Source organism: Streptomyces sp. NPDC107575 (assembly GCF_055657265.1).
Genome location: NZ_JBVKBG010000002.1, coordinates 913,955 through 928,979 on the forward strand (window position 1 = coordinate 913,955; position 15,025 = coordinate 928,979).

Here is a 15,025-nt window from a genome sequence, read left to right on the forward strand (position 1 = left end):
CGACAACGGGAGGCTGTGGGATGACCCAGGGACGACGGCACGCGGACGCCGCGCCCTCTGGCCCTCACCTGTGGGAGAGAGAGTCCGAACTCGACGTCGCGGCACGCGCGCTCGACGATCTGGACGGCGGTTCCGCGGCCGCGGGCAGCCTCGTCGTCTTCAAGGGCGAGGCGGGCATCGGCAAGACCGCGCTGCTCTCCCAGGTGCGCGAGATAGCGGCGGGCCGGGCCACCGTGTGGTCGGCCCGGGGCGGCGAGACCGTCACGTCCGTCCCCTTCAACGTCGTGCGCCAACTCCTGCAGCCCGCCCTCGTGGCGCTCTCCGAGGAGGAGGCCCGCGAGTACTTCGGCGACTGGTACGACATCGCGGGCCCCGCCCTCGGCATCGCCGAGCCCACCGGGCGGCAGGCCGACCCGCAGGGCGTGCGCGACGGACTCGTCGCGGCGGCCTCCCGACTGGCGCGCCTGCACTGGCCGTTGGTGCTGCTCATCGACGACGCGCACTGGGCCGACCTGGAGACCCTGGAGTGGCTCGCCGCGTTCGCCGAGCGCCTCGACGGCCTGCCGGTGTTCGTCGTCGTCGCACAGCGCGAGGCCGCCGACGGGCGCGCCGCCGCCTGCCTGGACGCGGTGGCCGCAGCGGCCCGCCCCGGCGTCTCCCAGCTGAGCGCCCTCACCCCGGACGCCACCGCGGGCCTGACCCGTGCCACGCTCGGCGGCCACTCCGACGACCCGTTCTGCCGCGAGGTGTGGGCCGTCACCGGCGGAAACCCGTACGAGACCGTCGAGTTGCTCGCCAAGGTCCAGGACAGCGAGCTCGAGCCCGACGAGCGGGCCGCCGTCGAACTGCGGGCGCTCAACCGGTCGGCCCGCGGCCGCGGCCTGGTCACCCGGCTCGAAGGACTCGGCACCGACGCGACCCGGTTCGCCTGGGCCGCCGCCATCCTCGGCACCCGCATCGAACCCGGCCTCGCGGCGCTGCTCGCGGGCATGAACCCCGAGCAGGCGGGCCGCTGCGCCGAACACCTGCGCGCCGCCCGCATCCTGACCGACACCGTGACCCCCGGATCCGGCTACGGCGCCACCGACACCCTGGAGTTCGTCCACCCCCTGATCGCGTCCGCCGTGTACGACGCGATCCCCTCGGCCACCCGCACCGCCATGCACGGCCAGGCCGCGTGGGCGGTCACCGCGTCCGGGCACGGCCCCGCCGCGGCCTCCCGGCACCTCCTGGAGGTGCACCCGGACGACGACCCCGAGCTCGTCGAGCAGCTGCGGGCCGCCTCCCGCGAGCACCTCGCCGTCGGTGCCCCCTCGGCGGCCCGGCGCTGCCTCGAGCGCGCCCTGACGGAACCGCCGCTGCCCGAGATACGGCCGCACGTGCTGTACGAGCTGGGCTGCGCCACGCTGCTCACGTCGCCGTCCACCACCGTCGCGCACCTGCGCTCCGCACTCGACTCCGACCCCGGGCTGCTCGGCGAGGACCGGGTCGACGCGGTGTGCCGTCTCGCCCAGGCCCTCGTCCACACCAACCGCCTCGACGACGCGCTGGCCGCCCTCGACGCGGAGGCCGCCCGGCTTGACGAGGGGAAGCAGCGGCTGCGCCTGCGGGCCACCCGCCTCTTCTGGGAGTGCATCTACGCCGGGGAGCACGACCCGCAGGACCGCTCCCGCAGCCTCGCCGACCTGGCGGGACGGGTCACCGGGCGCGACAACTCCGAGCGGGTCCTGCTGATCCTGCGCGCCTTCGACATGATGAACCGCGGGGAGAACGCCGAGGAGGTCGCGGAGTACTGCGACCGCTCCCTGGTCAACGGACGCCTCGCCCCCGGACTCGGCTGGACCGACACCGAGTGGGGCTTCGAGATCCTCATCGCGCTCGGCCTGTCGTACCTCTTCGCCGACCGGCTCGACCGCGCCGAGAGCCTGTTCACCGAGAGCATGCGGGCCTACGAGACCGCGGGCTGGAGCGGCGGGCACCTCTCCCTCGCGCATGCCTTCGTCGGCTACGTCCACCGCAGGCGCGGGCGGCTCAACGACGCGGAAGCGTTCCTGCGCGAGGCGCTGCGCCTGGCCGACCGGGTGGGTCACGGCCTGCCCATGCACTGGGACGCGGCGGCCATGCTCATCGACACGCTGCTCGTCCGCGGCAAGCCCGACGAGGCGCTGCGGATTGCCGACCGCTACGGGTTCGCCGCGCCCTATCCGTCGATGATCCTGCTGCCCGACGCGCACTCGGTGCGCGGCCGGCTGCTGCTCGCCGTCGGCCGCACCGAAGAGGGCATCAACGAACTGGAGACCGGCGGCAAGGTGGCCCAGGCCCGCGGCGGCCACAACACCGTCGTCGCGTCGTGGGCCGGCGACCTGGCCCTCGCCCTCGCCGACACCGACCCGCGGCGCGCCGCCGAACTCGTCGCCCAGTCCCGCATCCAGGCCGAGCGGTTCGGCACGGACACCGCGATCGGCGAGGCGCTGCGGTGCGCCGCCGCGCTGGCCACGGGGCATGAGCAGCTCACCCTGTACGCGAAGGCGGTCACGTACCTCGAAGCGTCCCCCTGCGCGTACGAACACGCTCGGGCGCGGGTCGAGTACGGGATCGCCGCGCGCTCGCTGTCCGAGCTCAACCGCGGCCTCCAGCTGGCCCGTTCGTGCGGGGCTGACGGGCTGACGGCGCGGGCGCGGGAGGTCCTGGAGACGGGGCGGGGGCTGCGCTAGCCGCGAGCGGGTGCCGGTTCGCCTCGCGGTACGGTCCTGGCATGTCTCGATCAGTCGATACCGAAACCGTCCCGTCTCCGGTGACCGCGGACGATGTCTCCCTCGCCGTGCAGCTCGCCGTGGACGCGCTTCGGGAGGCACCCGCGCAGGGGTGGGACGGCAAGGCGGGTTCGCTGGACTGGGACTGCTGGGAGACCGTGCAGCACCTCGCCAACGACCTGCTGTACTACTCCGTCCAACTGGGGCCGCAGAGCCCGCCGCTGGACACCCATGTGCCGTTCGCGCTGCACGAGCCGAGGCCGGGCGGGCCCGCGTACTTCCTCTTCGCGGAGCGCGCCGCGGGCCCGGCGGGCCTGGTACAGGTCCTGGAGGCGTGCGGGGCGCTGCTGGCCGCCATGGTGCGCACCACGCCGCCCGAGGTCCGCGCCCACCACGCCTCCGGGGTGTCGGACCCCGAAGGCTTCGCGGCGATGGGCGTGGTGGAGACGCTGGTGCACCTGCACGACGTGGCGGAGGGCCTCGGGCTCGACTGGACGCCGCCCTCCGCGCTCTGCTCGCGGGCGCTCACCCGACTGTTCCCGCAGGCGCCCGACGGCGCGGACCCCTGGCCCACCCTGCTGTGGGCCACCGGCCGCGCCGACCTGCCGGGACACCCTCGCCCCGCCACGTGGCGCTGGCAGAGCACACCACGCGCATAGGCACCCGACCTACGAGCCCAGAATCCGGTCGAGTTCGGCGTCGAGGCGGTCCTGGACCTCGCGGTCGTACGTCTCCGCGTGCGCCAGCGTCGGCTGCTCGCCGTCGAAGAACCCCGCGGTGGCCTCGCCGCCCAACTCGCCCACGGCCAGGGCCAGTACACCGGCCGCGCCGTCTTCGACCGTGTTCAGCGGGCCGACCTCGGCCTCGCGGACCATCGCCGTGTCCATGTACGTCGCCGGGTGGATGACGTTGACGTTGACGCCCGTGCCGGACAGCTCGCGGGCGAGGGCGAAGGTGTGGGCGGCGAGGGCGAACTTGGCGCGGCAGTACGCCTCGGTGCCGCTGTAGTCCTTTGCGAACTCCAGGTCGTCGAAGTCGAGCGGGGCCTGGCCCAGCGAGCCGCAATTCACCACGCGGGACGGCGCGTTGTCCCGCAGCGTGGGCAGCAGGGCGCGGGTGAGGGCGACCGGGGCGAGCAGGTTGACGGCGAACCGCAGCTCGTGCCCGTCCGCGCTCAGCTCACGGCCCGTTCCGGGAGCGCCGGTGCCGACACCGGCGTTGTTGACCAGGACGTCGAGCTCGGGGTGGGCGGCGGCGACGCGGGCGCCGAGGTCGCGGACCTGCTCAAGGGAGGCGAGGTCCGCGACGAAGCCCTCGGCGCGCCCGCCGCCGAGGGCCCGCAGCTCCTCGACGAGCGCGTCCGTGCGTTTCTCGTCCCGGCCGTGGGCGAGCACGACGTGCCCGCCACGAACGAGCTCGAAGGCGAGGTACCGGCCGAGGCCGGAGGTGGCACCGGTGATCAGAATTGTGGCCATGCGTCCAGGCTAGGGGCCAGGTCGTACGGTCGGCGTGGCCCCCTTGGTCGTACGCCTGTCGGGGTTACGCGAGGCCCTCCTCGGCGAGTACGCGCTGGGCCACGCCGAAGGCCGAGTTGGCGGCGGGCACGCCCACGTACACCGCGCACTGCTGCACCACGGCGCCGATCTCGTCGGGGGTGAGGCCGTTGCGCAGGGCGGCGCGGACGTGCATGCCGAACTCGTCGAGGTGGCCGTGGGCGACGAGCGCGGTCAGCGTGATCATGCTGCGTTCGCGGCGGGCGAGTGTCGGGTCGGTCCAGATCTCGCCCCAGGCATAGCGCGAGATGAAGTCCTGGAACCGGGCCGTGAACGGCGTCTGCTTGGCCTGCGCCCGGTCGACGTGCGCGTCGCCGAGCACCTCGCGGCGCACCTCCATGCCGCGCTTCACGGAGTGCCCGAGGTGGGTGCGCAGCAGCCCGACGACCGCCTCCGGACGCTCGGCGGGGGCGAGGTGGGAGGCCCCGGCCAGCTCGACGAGTTCGCTGTCCGGCACGGCGTCGGCGATCTCCCGCAGGTGCGCGGGCGGGGTGGCGGGGTCCTCGCGGCCGGCGATCAGGAGGGTGGGCACGGTGATGTCGGCGAGGCGGTCGCGCAGGTCGAACGAGGCGAGGGCGTCGCAGCAGGCCGCGTAGCCCGCGGGGTCGGCGTCGCGGTTGTCCTGCACGAGGCGTTCCACGGTGAACCCGGGGGTGAACCAGCGCGACGGCGCGGTCTCGGCCACGCCCGCCGTGCCCTCCTTGCGGACGAGGGCCGCGCGCTCCTCCCAGTTCTTGGCGCCGCCGAAGTGGGCGGAGGAGCAGATGACGGCGAGGCTGGTGAGGCGTTCGGGGTGGTGCACGGCGAGGTGCAGGCCGACGGCGCCGCCGAGCGAGACGCCGGCGTAGGCGAACCGGTCGATGCCGAGGTCGTCGGCGAGCGCGAGGACGAGTTCGGCGAGGTCTCCGACGGTGGCGCCGGGCTCGATCAGGCCGGCGTTCGACCCGCCGTGGCCGGGGAGGTCCCACCGTACGACGCGGTGGGCGGCGGACAGCTCGGGTGCGACACCGTCCCACAGGGCGGTGCTCGTCCCGAGCGAGGGCCCGAGGATGAGCGGGGGAGCGGTGGGCGAGCCCTCTTGTTGGTGATGGAGACGGGGTGCGGTCATGGGTGGGCTCCCGGTGGATCGTCGAGGGTCGACTTGGGCTGGCGGTGTTCGGTGGTGGTCGGGTGTCGGTCGTGCGCGGCTGGGCGCGCAGTTCCCCGCGCCCCTTTTAGGGGCGCGGGGAACTGCGCGAGCGCAACGCCGGGGTGGTGGGGCCTCCGGGCGAGTGCGGTGGGTCCGCCCTACCCCCGCCCCCTGGCAGGCGCCCGCAGGGATTTCGGGAAGGGGCGGGGTGGGGGAACGTCATGGGCGCGTCAGCGCCCGGTCCACCAACGCACCCGCCGCCCCGACATACCGCGACGGATCCGTCAGCTCGGCCACGTTCACGCCGACGTCCTTGAGCGCCGGCTCGTCCGCGAGGACATCCGCCAGGGCCCGGGACTCCTCCCGGGCCCGCCGCGACGCACCCGCCAGAAGCTCCTTCGCCGGCCCGCGCCCGAGCACCCCGGCCAACTCCGCGGACAGCCGCTCCGAGACGATCGCCCCACCGGTCGTCGACAGGTGGGCGTGCATCACATCCGCCCGTACGACCAGGCCGTCGACCAGCTCGGAGGCGTCCCGCGCCGCCCCACCGACCACCCGCAACAGCTCCCGCAACGTGCCCCATTCGGCATGCCACGCCCCCGCGGGCCGCTCGTCCTCCGCGGCCACGGACGCGTACAGCGTCGCCGCGAGCGCGGGAGCCCGCCGCGCCGCCGCGGCGACGAGCGTGGACCGGACCGGATTGGCCTTGTGCGGCATCGCGGAGGAACCGCCCCCCGCACCCTCGGCCAGCTCGCCGACCTCCGTACGGGAGAGGACCAGAACATCCGCCGCAATCTTGCCGAGCGCCCCCGCCGCGAAGGCCAGCGCCCCCGCGAGATCCGCCACCGGCGACCGCAGCACATGCCACGGCAACTCCGGTTCTACGAGCCCGAGTTCACGCGCGTACGCCGCCACCAGGGCGAGCGGGTCATCCGCCCCGTACGCCTGGAACGCCGCCAACGTGCCCGCCGCACCGCCCAGTTGAACCGGCAGCGCCGCACGCACGCCCCGCAGGCGGTCCCGCGCGTCGAGCACCAGAGAGCGCCACCCCGCCGCCTTGAGGCCGAACGTCGTCGGCACGGCGTGCTGCGTGAGCGTACGACCCGGCATCACCGTGTCCCGGTGCTCCCGCGCGAGGCCCGCCAACGCGCCCTCCGCGCCGGAGAGTTCGCCGAGGAGGACATTCAGCGTCCGCGCCGCGACCAGCATCAGCGCCGAGTCCAGGATGTCCTGGCTCGTGGCGCCCCGGTGCACGTACGGGCCGTACTCGGCGGGCACCGCGGCCGTGAGGTCCGCGACCAGCGGGATCACCGGATTGCCGCCACCGCGCGCGCGACGCGCGAGGTCCCGCACGTCGAATCGCTCGGCGACGGCCGCCGCCGTGACGGCCTCACCGGCGCCGGCGGGCGCGAGGCCGAGCGAGGACTGTGCCCGTGTCAGGCCCGCCTCCGCGTCCAACAGGGCCTGCAGGAAGGCCTCTTCGGACGTGGTGCGCTCGGTGGGCGCGCCCTCGCTGCCGGGGTCGAACAACGTCACGTGAACTCCAGGAAGACCGTCTCGCCCTCGCCCTGAAGGCGGATGTCGAAACGGTACGTGCCGTTGGCCTCCGGCTGTGCGATCAGCGTGTCGCGCCGCTCGGCGTCGACCTGCTGGAGCACCGGGTCCGTCGCCAGGGCCTCGTCGCCCGCGAAGTAGATCCGCGTGTACAGGTGGTGCAGCAGACCGCGGGAGAAGATCACCACGGCGAGGTACGGCGCCGAGCCGCCCCGCGCGCCGGGGCGCAGCGTGCGTACGGCCCAGTGGCCGTTGGCGTCCGTCTCGATGCGGCCCCAGCCGGTGAACTCCACGCCGTTGCGGCCCAGGTAGCCGCCGGTGAACGGCTCGCGGCGCATCGAGCCGTCGATGGTCGAGGCGTTGCCCTCGGGGTCCGCGCCCCAGATCTCGACGAAGGCGTCGGGGACCGGGTCGCCGTTGCCGTCGTACACGTAGCCGTGCACGGCGACCGTGTCCGGGTGGCCGACGGGCGCGATGTCACCGCCGCCCTCGAAGGGCAGCGCGTAGCCGTACCAGGGTCCGACCGTGTGCGAAGGCGTCGGCCGCACGGTCTCGGGGTTGTTGATGTCGATCTTTGTCATCGCTGGTCAGCGCCCTTCTTCCATCCAGGTGGCGTTCGGGCCGTCGAGGACGATGTCCCACTGGTAGCCCATCGAGAACTCCGGAACCGACTTCTCGTGCACGTACGTGGCGATCAGGCGCTGCCGCGCCGCGTCGTCGGTCACGGACTGGAGGATCGGGTCGTACGGGAACAGCGGGTCGTTCGGGAAGTACATCTGCGTCACCAGACGCTGGGTGAACGCGGAGCCGAAGACGGAGAAGTGGATGTGCGCGGGGCGCCAGGCGTTGGTGTGCTGCGCCCACGGGTACGGACCCGGCTGGATGGTCGTGAACTTGTACCAGCCGTCGTCGTCGGTGAGCGTGCGGCCGACGCCCGTGAAGTTCGGGTCGAGCGGCGCGTCGTGCACCTCGATCTTGTGCGCGTAGCGTCCGGCGGAGTTGGCCTGCCACAGCTCGATGAGCTGGCCGCGCAGCGGCCGCCCGTCGCGGTCGACGAGCCGGCCCTCGACGGTGATGCGCTCGCCGATGGGCTTGCCCGGGTGCTGGATCGTCAGATCGTTGTCGATCTTCGTGATGTCGCGCTCGCCGAAGGCGGGTGCGGTCAGCTCGATCAGCTCCGGGTCCTTGGCGACGTCGATGTTGATCGGCGGCTGCTTGGGGTGCCGGAACGTGGAGGAGCGGTACGGGGCGTAGTCGCGCCGCGGGTGGTGCTCGACGGGCGCGCCCTCGGCGAGACCCTTGTAGTAGGCCTCGCGCCTGGCGGCGATCTCGGCGTCGATGTCGTGCTGGGTGAGAGCCATGGTGGGCCGGTCCTTCCTAACGTTCCAGGACGAGGGCGAGGCCCTGGCCCACGCCGATGCAGAGCGTGGCGACGCCGACGCCGGAGCCCTTGCGGGCGAGCTGGTGGGCGACGGTGCCGGCGAGCCGGGCGCCGGACGCGCCGAGCGGGTGGCCGAGCGCGATGGCGCCGCCCTGCGGGTTGAGGACCGCCGGGTCGAACTCGGGCCATTCGGCGACGCAGCCGAGGACCTGCGCGGCGAACGCCTCGTTCAGCTCCAGGGTCGACAGGTCGTCGAACCCCTTGCCCGCCTTGGCGAGCGCCCGGTTCGTCGCCTCGACGGGGGCGAGCCCGAAGTAGTGCGGGTCGATCGCGGAGACCCCGGTCGCGGAGATCCGGGCGAGCGGCTCGCGCCCGGTGGCCTTCAGGCCCTCCTCGTCGACGAGAAGCAGCGCGGCGGCGCCGTCGTTGAGCGGCGAGGCGTTGCCGGCCGTGACCGTGCCGCCGTCCTTGCGGAAGGACGGCTTGAGCTTGGCCATCGCCTCGAGAGTGGTGGTCGCGCGCACGGACTCGTCCGCGGAGACGACGGCCGGGTCGCCCTTGCGCTGCGGGATCGTGACCGGTGCGAGTTCGGCGTCGAAGAGGCCGTTCTTCTGCGCGGCGGCGGCCTTCTGGTGGCTGGCGAGCGCGAACTCGTCCTGCTGCTCGCGCGTGATGCCGTGCTTGTCGGCGATCAGCTCGGCCGACTCGCCGAGCGACACCGTCCACTGCGGCTCCATCTTCGGGTTGACCATGCGCCAGCCCAGAGTGGTGGAGTACATCGTGGTGTTGGTGGCCGGGAACGGCTTGTCGTTCTTCGGCAGTACGTAGGGGGCGCGGGTCATCGACTCGACGCCACCGGCCACGGCGATGGACGCGTCGCCGACGGCGATGGCGCGGGCCGCCTGGATCACGGCCTCCAGACCGGAGGCGCACAGGCGGTTCACGGTGACACCCGGCACGGAGGTCGGCAGCCCGGCGAGCAGGCCCGCCATGCGGGCGACGTTGCGGTTCTCCTCGCCCGCGCCGTTCGCGTTGCCGAAGTACACGTCCTCGATGCGGGACGGGTCCAACTGGGGTGTACGGGCGACCAGTTCACGGATCGCGTGCGCTGCGAGGTCGTCCGGGCGGACGGCCGCGAGGGCGCCGTTGTAGCGGCCGATGGGGCTGCGGACGGCGTCGACGATGTAGACGTCCTTGACGGTGCGGCTCACTTGGCTGCCTCCGGGATGCGTACCTTGGCGGCGGTCTTCTCGACGATCTCCTCGGCGGTGACGCCGGGCGCGAGCTCGACGAGCTCCAGGCCGTCCTCGGTCACGTCGAGCACGGCGAGGTCGGTGATGATCCGGTCGACGCAGCCCTTGCCGGTCAGCGGAAGGGAGCACTCCTCGACGATCTTCGGGGAGCCGTCCTTCGCGGTGTGCGTCATGGTGACCAGGACGGTGCGGGCGCCGTGCACGAGGTCCATGGCGCCGCCGATGCCGGTGATCATCTTGCCGGGCACGGCCCAGTTGGCGAGGTCGCCGGTCGCGGACACCTGCATGGCGCCGAGGACGGCGACGTCGATGTGTCCGCCGCGGATCATCCCGAAGGAGAGCGCGGAGTCGAAGAACGAGGCGCCGGGCAGGACGGTGACCGTCTCCTTGCCCGCGTTGATCAGGTCGGGGTCGACGGCGTCGTCGGTGGGGTACGGGCCGGTGCCCAGGATGCCGTTCTCGGACTCCAGGATCACCTCCACGTCGCCGCCGAGGTAGTTGGGGATCAGCGTCGGCAGGCCGATGCCGAGGTTCACGTACTGACCGTCGCGCAGCTCGCGGGCGGCGCGGGCGGCCATTTCCTCACGGGTCCAGGACATGGTTACTCACTCACCGTCCGCTTCTCGATTCCCTTGTCGGCGGTCTGCTCGGGGGTGAGCGCGATGACGCGCTGCACGAAGATGCCCGGCAGGTGCACGGCGTCGGGCTCGATCTCGCCCGGCTCCACCAGCTCCTCGACCTCGGCGATGGTGATCCGTCCGGCCTGCGCCGCAAGGGGGTTGAAGTTCCGCGTGGACTTGTTGAAGACCAGGTTGCCGTGCCGGTCGCCCTTGGCGGCGCGGACGAGCGCGAAGTCGGTGCGGATGCCGCGCTCCAGGACGTACTCGACGCCGTCGAACTCGCGGACCTCCTTGGGCGGTGAGGCCTTCGCGACCCCGCCGCTGCCGTCGTAGCGCCAGGGGAGTCCGCCGTCGGCGACCTGGGTGCCGACGCCGGCCGGGGTGTAGAAGGCGGGGATGCCGGCGCCGCCCGAGCGCAGCCGCTCGGCGAGCGTGCCCTGCGGGATCATCTCGACCTCGATCTCGCCGGCCAGGTACTGCCGGGCGAACTCCTTGTTCGCGCCGATGTACGAGCCCGTGACGCGGGCGATCCGCCCCGCGGTGAGCAGGACGGCGAGGCCGGAGTCCATGGCGCCGCAGTTGTTCGACACCACCGACAGGTTCCCGGTGCCCTGCTCGTACAGCGCCTTGATCAACACGTTCGGTACGCCGCTCAAGCCGAACCCGCCGACCGCGAGCGACGCACCGTCGCCCACGTCGGCGACGGCCTGTGCGGCTGTGGCGACAACCTTGTCCATCCCTGCCAGCCCTCATCTCCGCGAAGTGCTCAGCGCACTGAGTATTTTTTGGGGTGCCGCTCACGTTGCCACTGGGTGTGTGAACCGTCAATAGTTCCCAGGAAAATGCGGGGGTGGACTCGACAAGCGGACCTGGGTTGCCGGATCCTTGCTCAGTGCACGGCCGTGTTCAGCGGCGCAACGACTGCAGACGGAGGACCGCCATGGCCGCGGTGGATCTGACCACCCATCCCGGGCACCTCGCCCGGCGGCTCCAGCAGGCGCATTATCTGCTGTGGAACACGATGGTCTCCGAGGAGATCACGTCGCCGCAGTTCGCGGTCCTCAACGCGCTGGTGGCGGAGCCGGGGCTCGATCAGCGGACGGTGGGGGAGCGGGTCGGGCTCGACCGCTCGACGATCGCCGAGGTGATCACCCGGCTCACGCGGCGTGAGCTGGTCGACAAGGTCCGGGACCCGCAGGACGGGCGCCGCTGGTTGCTCCGCCTCACGCCCGGGGGGCTGCGCACGCACAAGAAGCTGGCGGTGCGGACGGCGCGGATGAACCAGATCTTCCTGGCGCCGCTGAATGCGGATGAGCGGGGGGTGTTCTTCGACCTGATCCAGCGGGTGTGCGCCGAGGCGGAGGGCCTTCGGCATCCGGGTGGGGTGGTTGCGGTGGAGGCGTAGGTCCGTCCGCCGTTTCCGCCCAGCCGGCGTTGACGCCACGGGGCTCCGCCCCGGACCCCGCGCCTCAATCGCCGGCGGGGCTTGATTGGTCCATCGCCGCCGACGGGTGAGGCGTGATGGATCAAGCGCGGCGGCGGGGAGTGGGTATTTCAAGCCCCTGCGGCGATTGAGCAGCGGGGGCCGGGGCGGAGCCCCGAGGCGTCGAGCACGGGTGGGCTCTAGCGTTCGGTCAGGAGGACCCACACGGGGCCCGGGGCCAGCGGCACGCTGAAGGTCGTGCCGGACGTGGGGGCCGGGCGGCGCCACGTCGCATCGTGGGCCCGGCCACCCCGGAGGACCACCGCCTCGCCGTCGCCGACCGTGCGCGACAGCGGCGACACGTTGCCCGAACGATCGTGGAAGCGGGACGGCTGGACGTCGACGTACTGGACGACGACCGTCGGCACGGCGAGGCGTTCGCCGGAGGCGGTCGTCGCGGCGCGCCCGTCCATGGCGACGAGCCAACGGCCGTCCGTGGCCGACCAGTTGAACGTGAAGCGCGCCGCAGGAAAGCGCACCGTGTGCTCCGTCGTGGCCCGTCCACCCTTGGGCGCGCGCTCGGCGAACTCAAACCCGGCCGCCTCACCCGCTCGTACCCCCGCCGCGGGATCGCCCAGCTTCGCGGGTCGCAGATACAGGTTGTGCGGCGCCGGCTTGTCCGAGCCGCGGAAGTACGCCGCGCCGCCCTTGCCCGGCGGCACCGCCCGCAGCGGCGCCGCGTCGATGGCGGGCCGCAGCGCACTCTGCGCCCCCGAGTACGCGAGCGTCGGGCGGTCGAACTGGCGGAGCAGTTCGAGGTCGGTCTCGCGGGCGCTGCGCACCGGTCCGACCACCGCGGGCAGCCGCGAGCCGAACACCGCCATCAGCCGGCTCAGCCCGGCCTCGACCTGCTCCACGTACACGAGGTCGGCCTCGTCGAGCCCCGTCTGGGGCCGCGCCGCCCCCACGTTGTCGATCTTCACGGCGAGCAGCGGGGCGCGCCCCGCCGCCGAACTCCCACCCCCGGGCAGCCTGCTCGCCGTGCACGCCGAGGCGAACACCCCGAGAGCCCCGACCACGACCGTGCGCCTGCGCATATCGTCCACGCACCTTGGATACCCACGGGCGCACGGCGTTCACTCCGCGCTCAGCGCAGCACGTCCGCCAGGTCGAACGTCACCGGTTCCTCCAGCTGCGCGTACGTACAGCTGTCCGGTGTCCGGTCGGGGCGCCAGCGGCGGAATCGGGCCGTGTGCCGGAAGCGGGCGCCGTTCTCCATGTGCTCGTAGGCCACCTCGGCCACCAGCTCGGGGCGCAGCGGGATCCAGGAGAGGTCCTTCTTTCCGGTCCAGCGGCTGGTCGCGCCCGGCATCCGCCGGCTCTCGTGCGCCGCCTCGTCGGTCCAGGCCGCCCAGGGGTGGCCCTCGGCGGGCAGCTCCATGCGCAGCGGTTCCAGCTCGGCCACCAGCTCCGTGCGGCGCTTCATCGTGAAGGCCGCGCAGACCCCGACGTGCTGCAGAGCGCCCTCGTCGTCGTACAGGCCGAGCAGGAGGGAGCCGACGACCGGGCCGCTCTTGTGGAAGCGGTAGCCGGCGACCACGCAGTCCGCCGTCCGCTCGTGCTTGATCTTGAGCATGACGCGCTCGTCCTGCCGGTAGCGCAGCGTGAGCGGCTTGGCGACTACGCCGTCCAGGCCGGCGCCCTCGTACTGCTCGAACCACTGCTGCGCCAGCTCGGCGTCGGTCGTGGCGGGCGCCAGGTGGAGCGGGGCCCTCGCGCCCCCGAGGGCCTGTTCCAGGAGCGGTCTGCGGTCGGACAGCGGCAGCTCGACCGTGGACTCGGAGCCGAGCGCCAGGACGTCGAAGGCGACGAAGGAGGCGGGCGTGCGCTCGGCAAGGGTGTTCACGCGGGAGGCCGCGGGGTGGATCCGCTCGGTGAGCGCGTCGAAGTCGAGCCGCCCGTCGCGGGCGATCACGATCTCCCCGTCGAGCACGCAGCGCTCCGGGAGCCGCTCGGCGAGCGCCGCGACCAGCTCCGGAAAGTACCTGGTCAGCGACTTGGTGGTGCGGCTCGTGAGCTCGATCTCCGGGCCGTCGCGGAACACGATCGCCCGGAAGCCGTCCCACTTCGCCTCGTAGTGCATCCCGGCGGGGATCTTGGCGGCGGACTTGGCGAGCATCGGCTTCACCGGCGGCATCACGGGGAGATCCATGGTCCGATTCTGGCCTCTACGGTGCCGAATCGCCCGGTATGCGGTTTACGTCCTTTCGGCCTAGCGTGAGCGCATGGGCGGCAAGGGTGCGGCAGTGGAACTGGAAGCGGGCGGTCGGACGGTGCGTCTGTCCAGCCCCGACAAGGTGTTCTTCCCCGACGGCGGGACGGTGACGTACACCAAGCTCGACCTCGCGAACTACTTCCTCGCGGTCGGCGACGGCATCGTGCGCGCCCTGCGCGACCGGCCCACCACCCTGGAGCGCTACCCCGAGGGTGTGACCGGCGAGTCCTTCTACCAGAAGCGCGCGCCGAAGAACCTGCCCGACTGGATCCCCACGGCCACGATCACCTTCCCCTCGGGCCGGACGGCCGACGAGATGTGCCCCACCGAGGTCGCCGCGGTGATCTGGGCCGCCCAGTACGGCACCCTCACCTTCCACCCCTGGCCGGTGCGCCGCGACGACCCCGACCACCCCGACGAGCTGCGCATCGACCTCGACCCGCAGCCCGGCACCGACTACGCCGACGCGGTGCACGCCGCGCGCGAACTGCGCGCCGTGCTGCACGACTTCGGCGGTCTGGTCGGCTGGCCGAAGACCTCCGGCGGACGCGGACTGCACGTGTTCGTGCCCATCGAGCCGCGCTGGACGTTCACCGAGGTGCGCCGCGCCGCCATCGCCTGCGGCCGCGAACTGGAGCGCCGCATGCCGGAGTTCGTGACGACGGCCTGGTGGAAGGAGGAGCGGGGCGAGCGCATCTTCGTCGACTTCAACCAGACGGCCCGCGACCGCACCATCGCCTCCGCGTACTCGGTGCGCGCCCGCCCGCACGCGCCCGTGTCCGCCCCGCTCGCCTGGGACGAGGTGGGCGACGCGCTGCCGCGTGACTTCGACATCGTCACCATGCCGAAGCGGTACGCCGAACTCGGCGACGTGCACGCCGACATGGACAAGGAGCGGTTCTCCCTGGACGCCCTCCTGGAGCAGGCCGACCGCGACGAGAAGGACCGCGGCCTCGGCGACATGCCGTACCCGCCCGAGTACCCGAAGATGCCGGGCGAGCCCAAGCGGGTGCAGCCGAGCCGGGCCCGACACGAGGACGGACCCGGCTCGACTCACTGACACACAGGCAGACTTGCAGCTCCT

Annotated in this window: 14 protein-coding genes; 4 read left to right on the forward strand and 10 right to left on the reverse strand. The window is 72.8% G+C overall.

Annotation, left to right across the window (positions count from 1 at the left end):
* Positions 1–20 precede the first annotated feature (20 nt).
* Both ACZ7L4_RS10710 and ACZ7L4_RS10715 read left to right on the forward strand, forming a co-directional pair.
* Positions 21–2,714 (forward strand): ATP-binding protein, encoded by a 2,694-nt coding sequence (locus tag ACZ7L4_RS10710; RefSeq protein ID WP_472101367.1) that lies wholly within the window; start codon positions 21–23, stop codon positions 2,712–2,714.
* Positions 2,715–2,755: 41 nt separating this feature from the next.
* A complete protein-coding gene (locus ACZ7L4_RS10715; protein WP_472101368.1) occupies positions 2,756–3,412 on the forward strand; it encodes a hypothetical protein in 657 nt (218 codons plus the stop codon).
* A gap of 9 nt (positions 3,413–3,421) precedes the next feature.
* Here ACZ7L4_RS10715 and ACZ7L4_RS10720 read toward each other — a convergent pair whose 3' ends face one another.
* The 8 genes from ACZ7L4_RS10720 to ACZ7L4_RS10755 form a co-directional block, all read right to left on the reverse strand.
* On the reverse strand, positions 3,422–4,228 hold the full coding sequence (locus ACZ7L4_RS10720; RefSeq protein ID WP_472101369.1) for an SDR family NAD(P)-dependent oxidoreductase: 807 nt from the start codon (positions 4,226–4,228) through the stop codon (positions 3,422–3,424).
* 64 nt (positions 4,229–4,292) lie between these two features.
* Positions 4,293–5,414 carry a bifunctional 3-oxoadipate enol-lactonase/4-carboxymuconolactone decarboxylase PcaDC gene (gene pcaDC, locus ACZ7L4_RS10725; protein WP_472101370.1) on the reverse strand — a complete coding sequence of 374 codons (1,122 nt, stop codon included), beginning with the start codon at positions 5,412–5,414 and terminating at the stop codon, positions 4,293–4,295.
* A gap of 240 nt (positions 5,415–5,654) precedes the next feature.
* The gene (pcaB, locus tag ACZ7L4_RS10730; protein WP_472101371.1) at positions 5,655–6,971 is read right to left on the reverse strand and encodes a 3-carboxy-cis,cis-muconate cycloisomerase; all 1,317 of its coding nucleotides are present in this window, start codon (positions 6,969–6,971) and stop codon (positions 5,655–5,657) included.
* The gene (gene pcaG / locus ACZ7L4_RS10735) at positions 6,968–7,570 is read right to left on the reverse strand and encodes a protocatechuate 3,4-dioxygenase subunit alpha (protein WP_472101372.1); all 603 of its coding nucleotides are present in this window, start codon (positions 7,568–7,570) and stop codon (positions 6,968–6,970) included. The genes pcaB and pcaG overlap by 4 nt, the downstream gene beginning before the upstream one ends.
* 6 nt (positions 7,571–7,576) lie before the next feature.
* Positions 7,577–8,350 (reverse strand): protocatechuate 3,4-dioxygenase subunit beta, encoded by a 774-nt coding sequence (pcaH, locus tag ACZ7L4_RS10740; protein WP_472101373.1) that lies wholly within the window; start codon positions 8,348–8,350, stop codon positions 7,577–7,579.
* Between the two features lie 16 nt (positions 8,351–8,366).
* Positions 8,367–9,581, reverse strand: coding sequence for a thiolase family protein (locus tag ACZ7L4_RS10745; protein ID WP_472101374.1), 1,215 nt, complete (start codon positions 9,579–9,581; stop codon positions 8,367–8,369).
* A complete protein-coding gene (locus ACZ7L4_RS10750; protein WP_472101375.1) occupies positions 9,578–10,222 on the reverse strand; it encodes a CoA transferase subunit B in 645 nt (214 codons plus the stop codon). The genes ACZ7L4_RS10745 and ACZ7L4_RS10750 overlap by 4 nt, the downstream gene beginning before the upstream one ends.
* 2 nt (positions 10,223–10,224) lie before the next feature.
* The gene (locus ACZ7L4_RS10755) at positions 10,225–10,980 is read right to left on the reverse strand and encodes a CoA transferase subunit A (protein ID WP_472101376.1); all 756 of its coding nucleotides are present in this window, start codon (positions 10,978–10,980) and stop codon (positions 10,225–10,227) included.
* Between the two features lie 203 nt (positions 10,981–11,183).
* On the opposite strand from ACZ7L4_RS10755, the gene ACZ7L4_RS10760 reads away from it, so the two are divergent.
* Positions 11,184–11,648: a MarR family winged helix-turn-helix transcriptional regulator gene (locus ACZ7L4_RS10760; protein WP_472101377.1), complete on the forward strand. Its 465-nt coding sequence runs from the start codon at positions 11,184–11,186 to the stop codon at positions 11,646–11,648.
* Positions 11,649–11,866: 218 nt separating this feature from the next.
* Here ACZ7L4_RS10760 and ACZ7L4_RS10765 read toward each other — a convergent pair whose 3' ends face one another.
* Positions 11,867–12,763 (reverse strand): DUF3048 domain-containing protein, encoded by an 897-nt coding sequence (locus tag ACZ7L4_RS10765; RefSeq protein WP_472101378.1) that lies wholly within the window; start codon positions 12,761–12,763, stop codon positions 11,867–11,869.
* A gap of 50 nt (positions 12,764–12,813) precedes the next feature.
* Positions 12,814–13,878: an ATP-dependent DNA ligase gene (locus tag ACZ7L4_RS10770; protein WP_472101379.1), complete on the reverse strand. Its 1,065-nt coding sequence runs from the start codon at positions 13,876–13,878 to the stop codon at positions 12,814–12,816.
* A gap of 73 nt (positions 13,879–13,951) precedes the next feature.
* Between ACZ7L4_RS10770 and ligD the strand changes: the two genes are divergently transcribed.
* Entirely contained in the window at positions 13,952–15,001 is a 1,050-nt protein-coding gene (gene ligD, locus ACZ7L4_RS10775; RefSeq protein WP_472101380.1) for a non-homologous end-joining DNA ligase, read from the forward strand.
* The last annotated feature ends 24 nt before the right edge of the window (positions 15,002–15,025 follow it).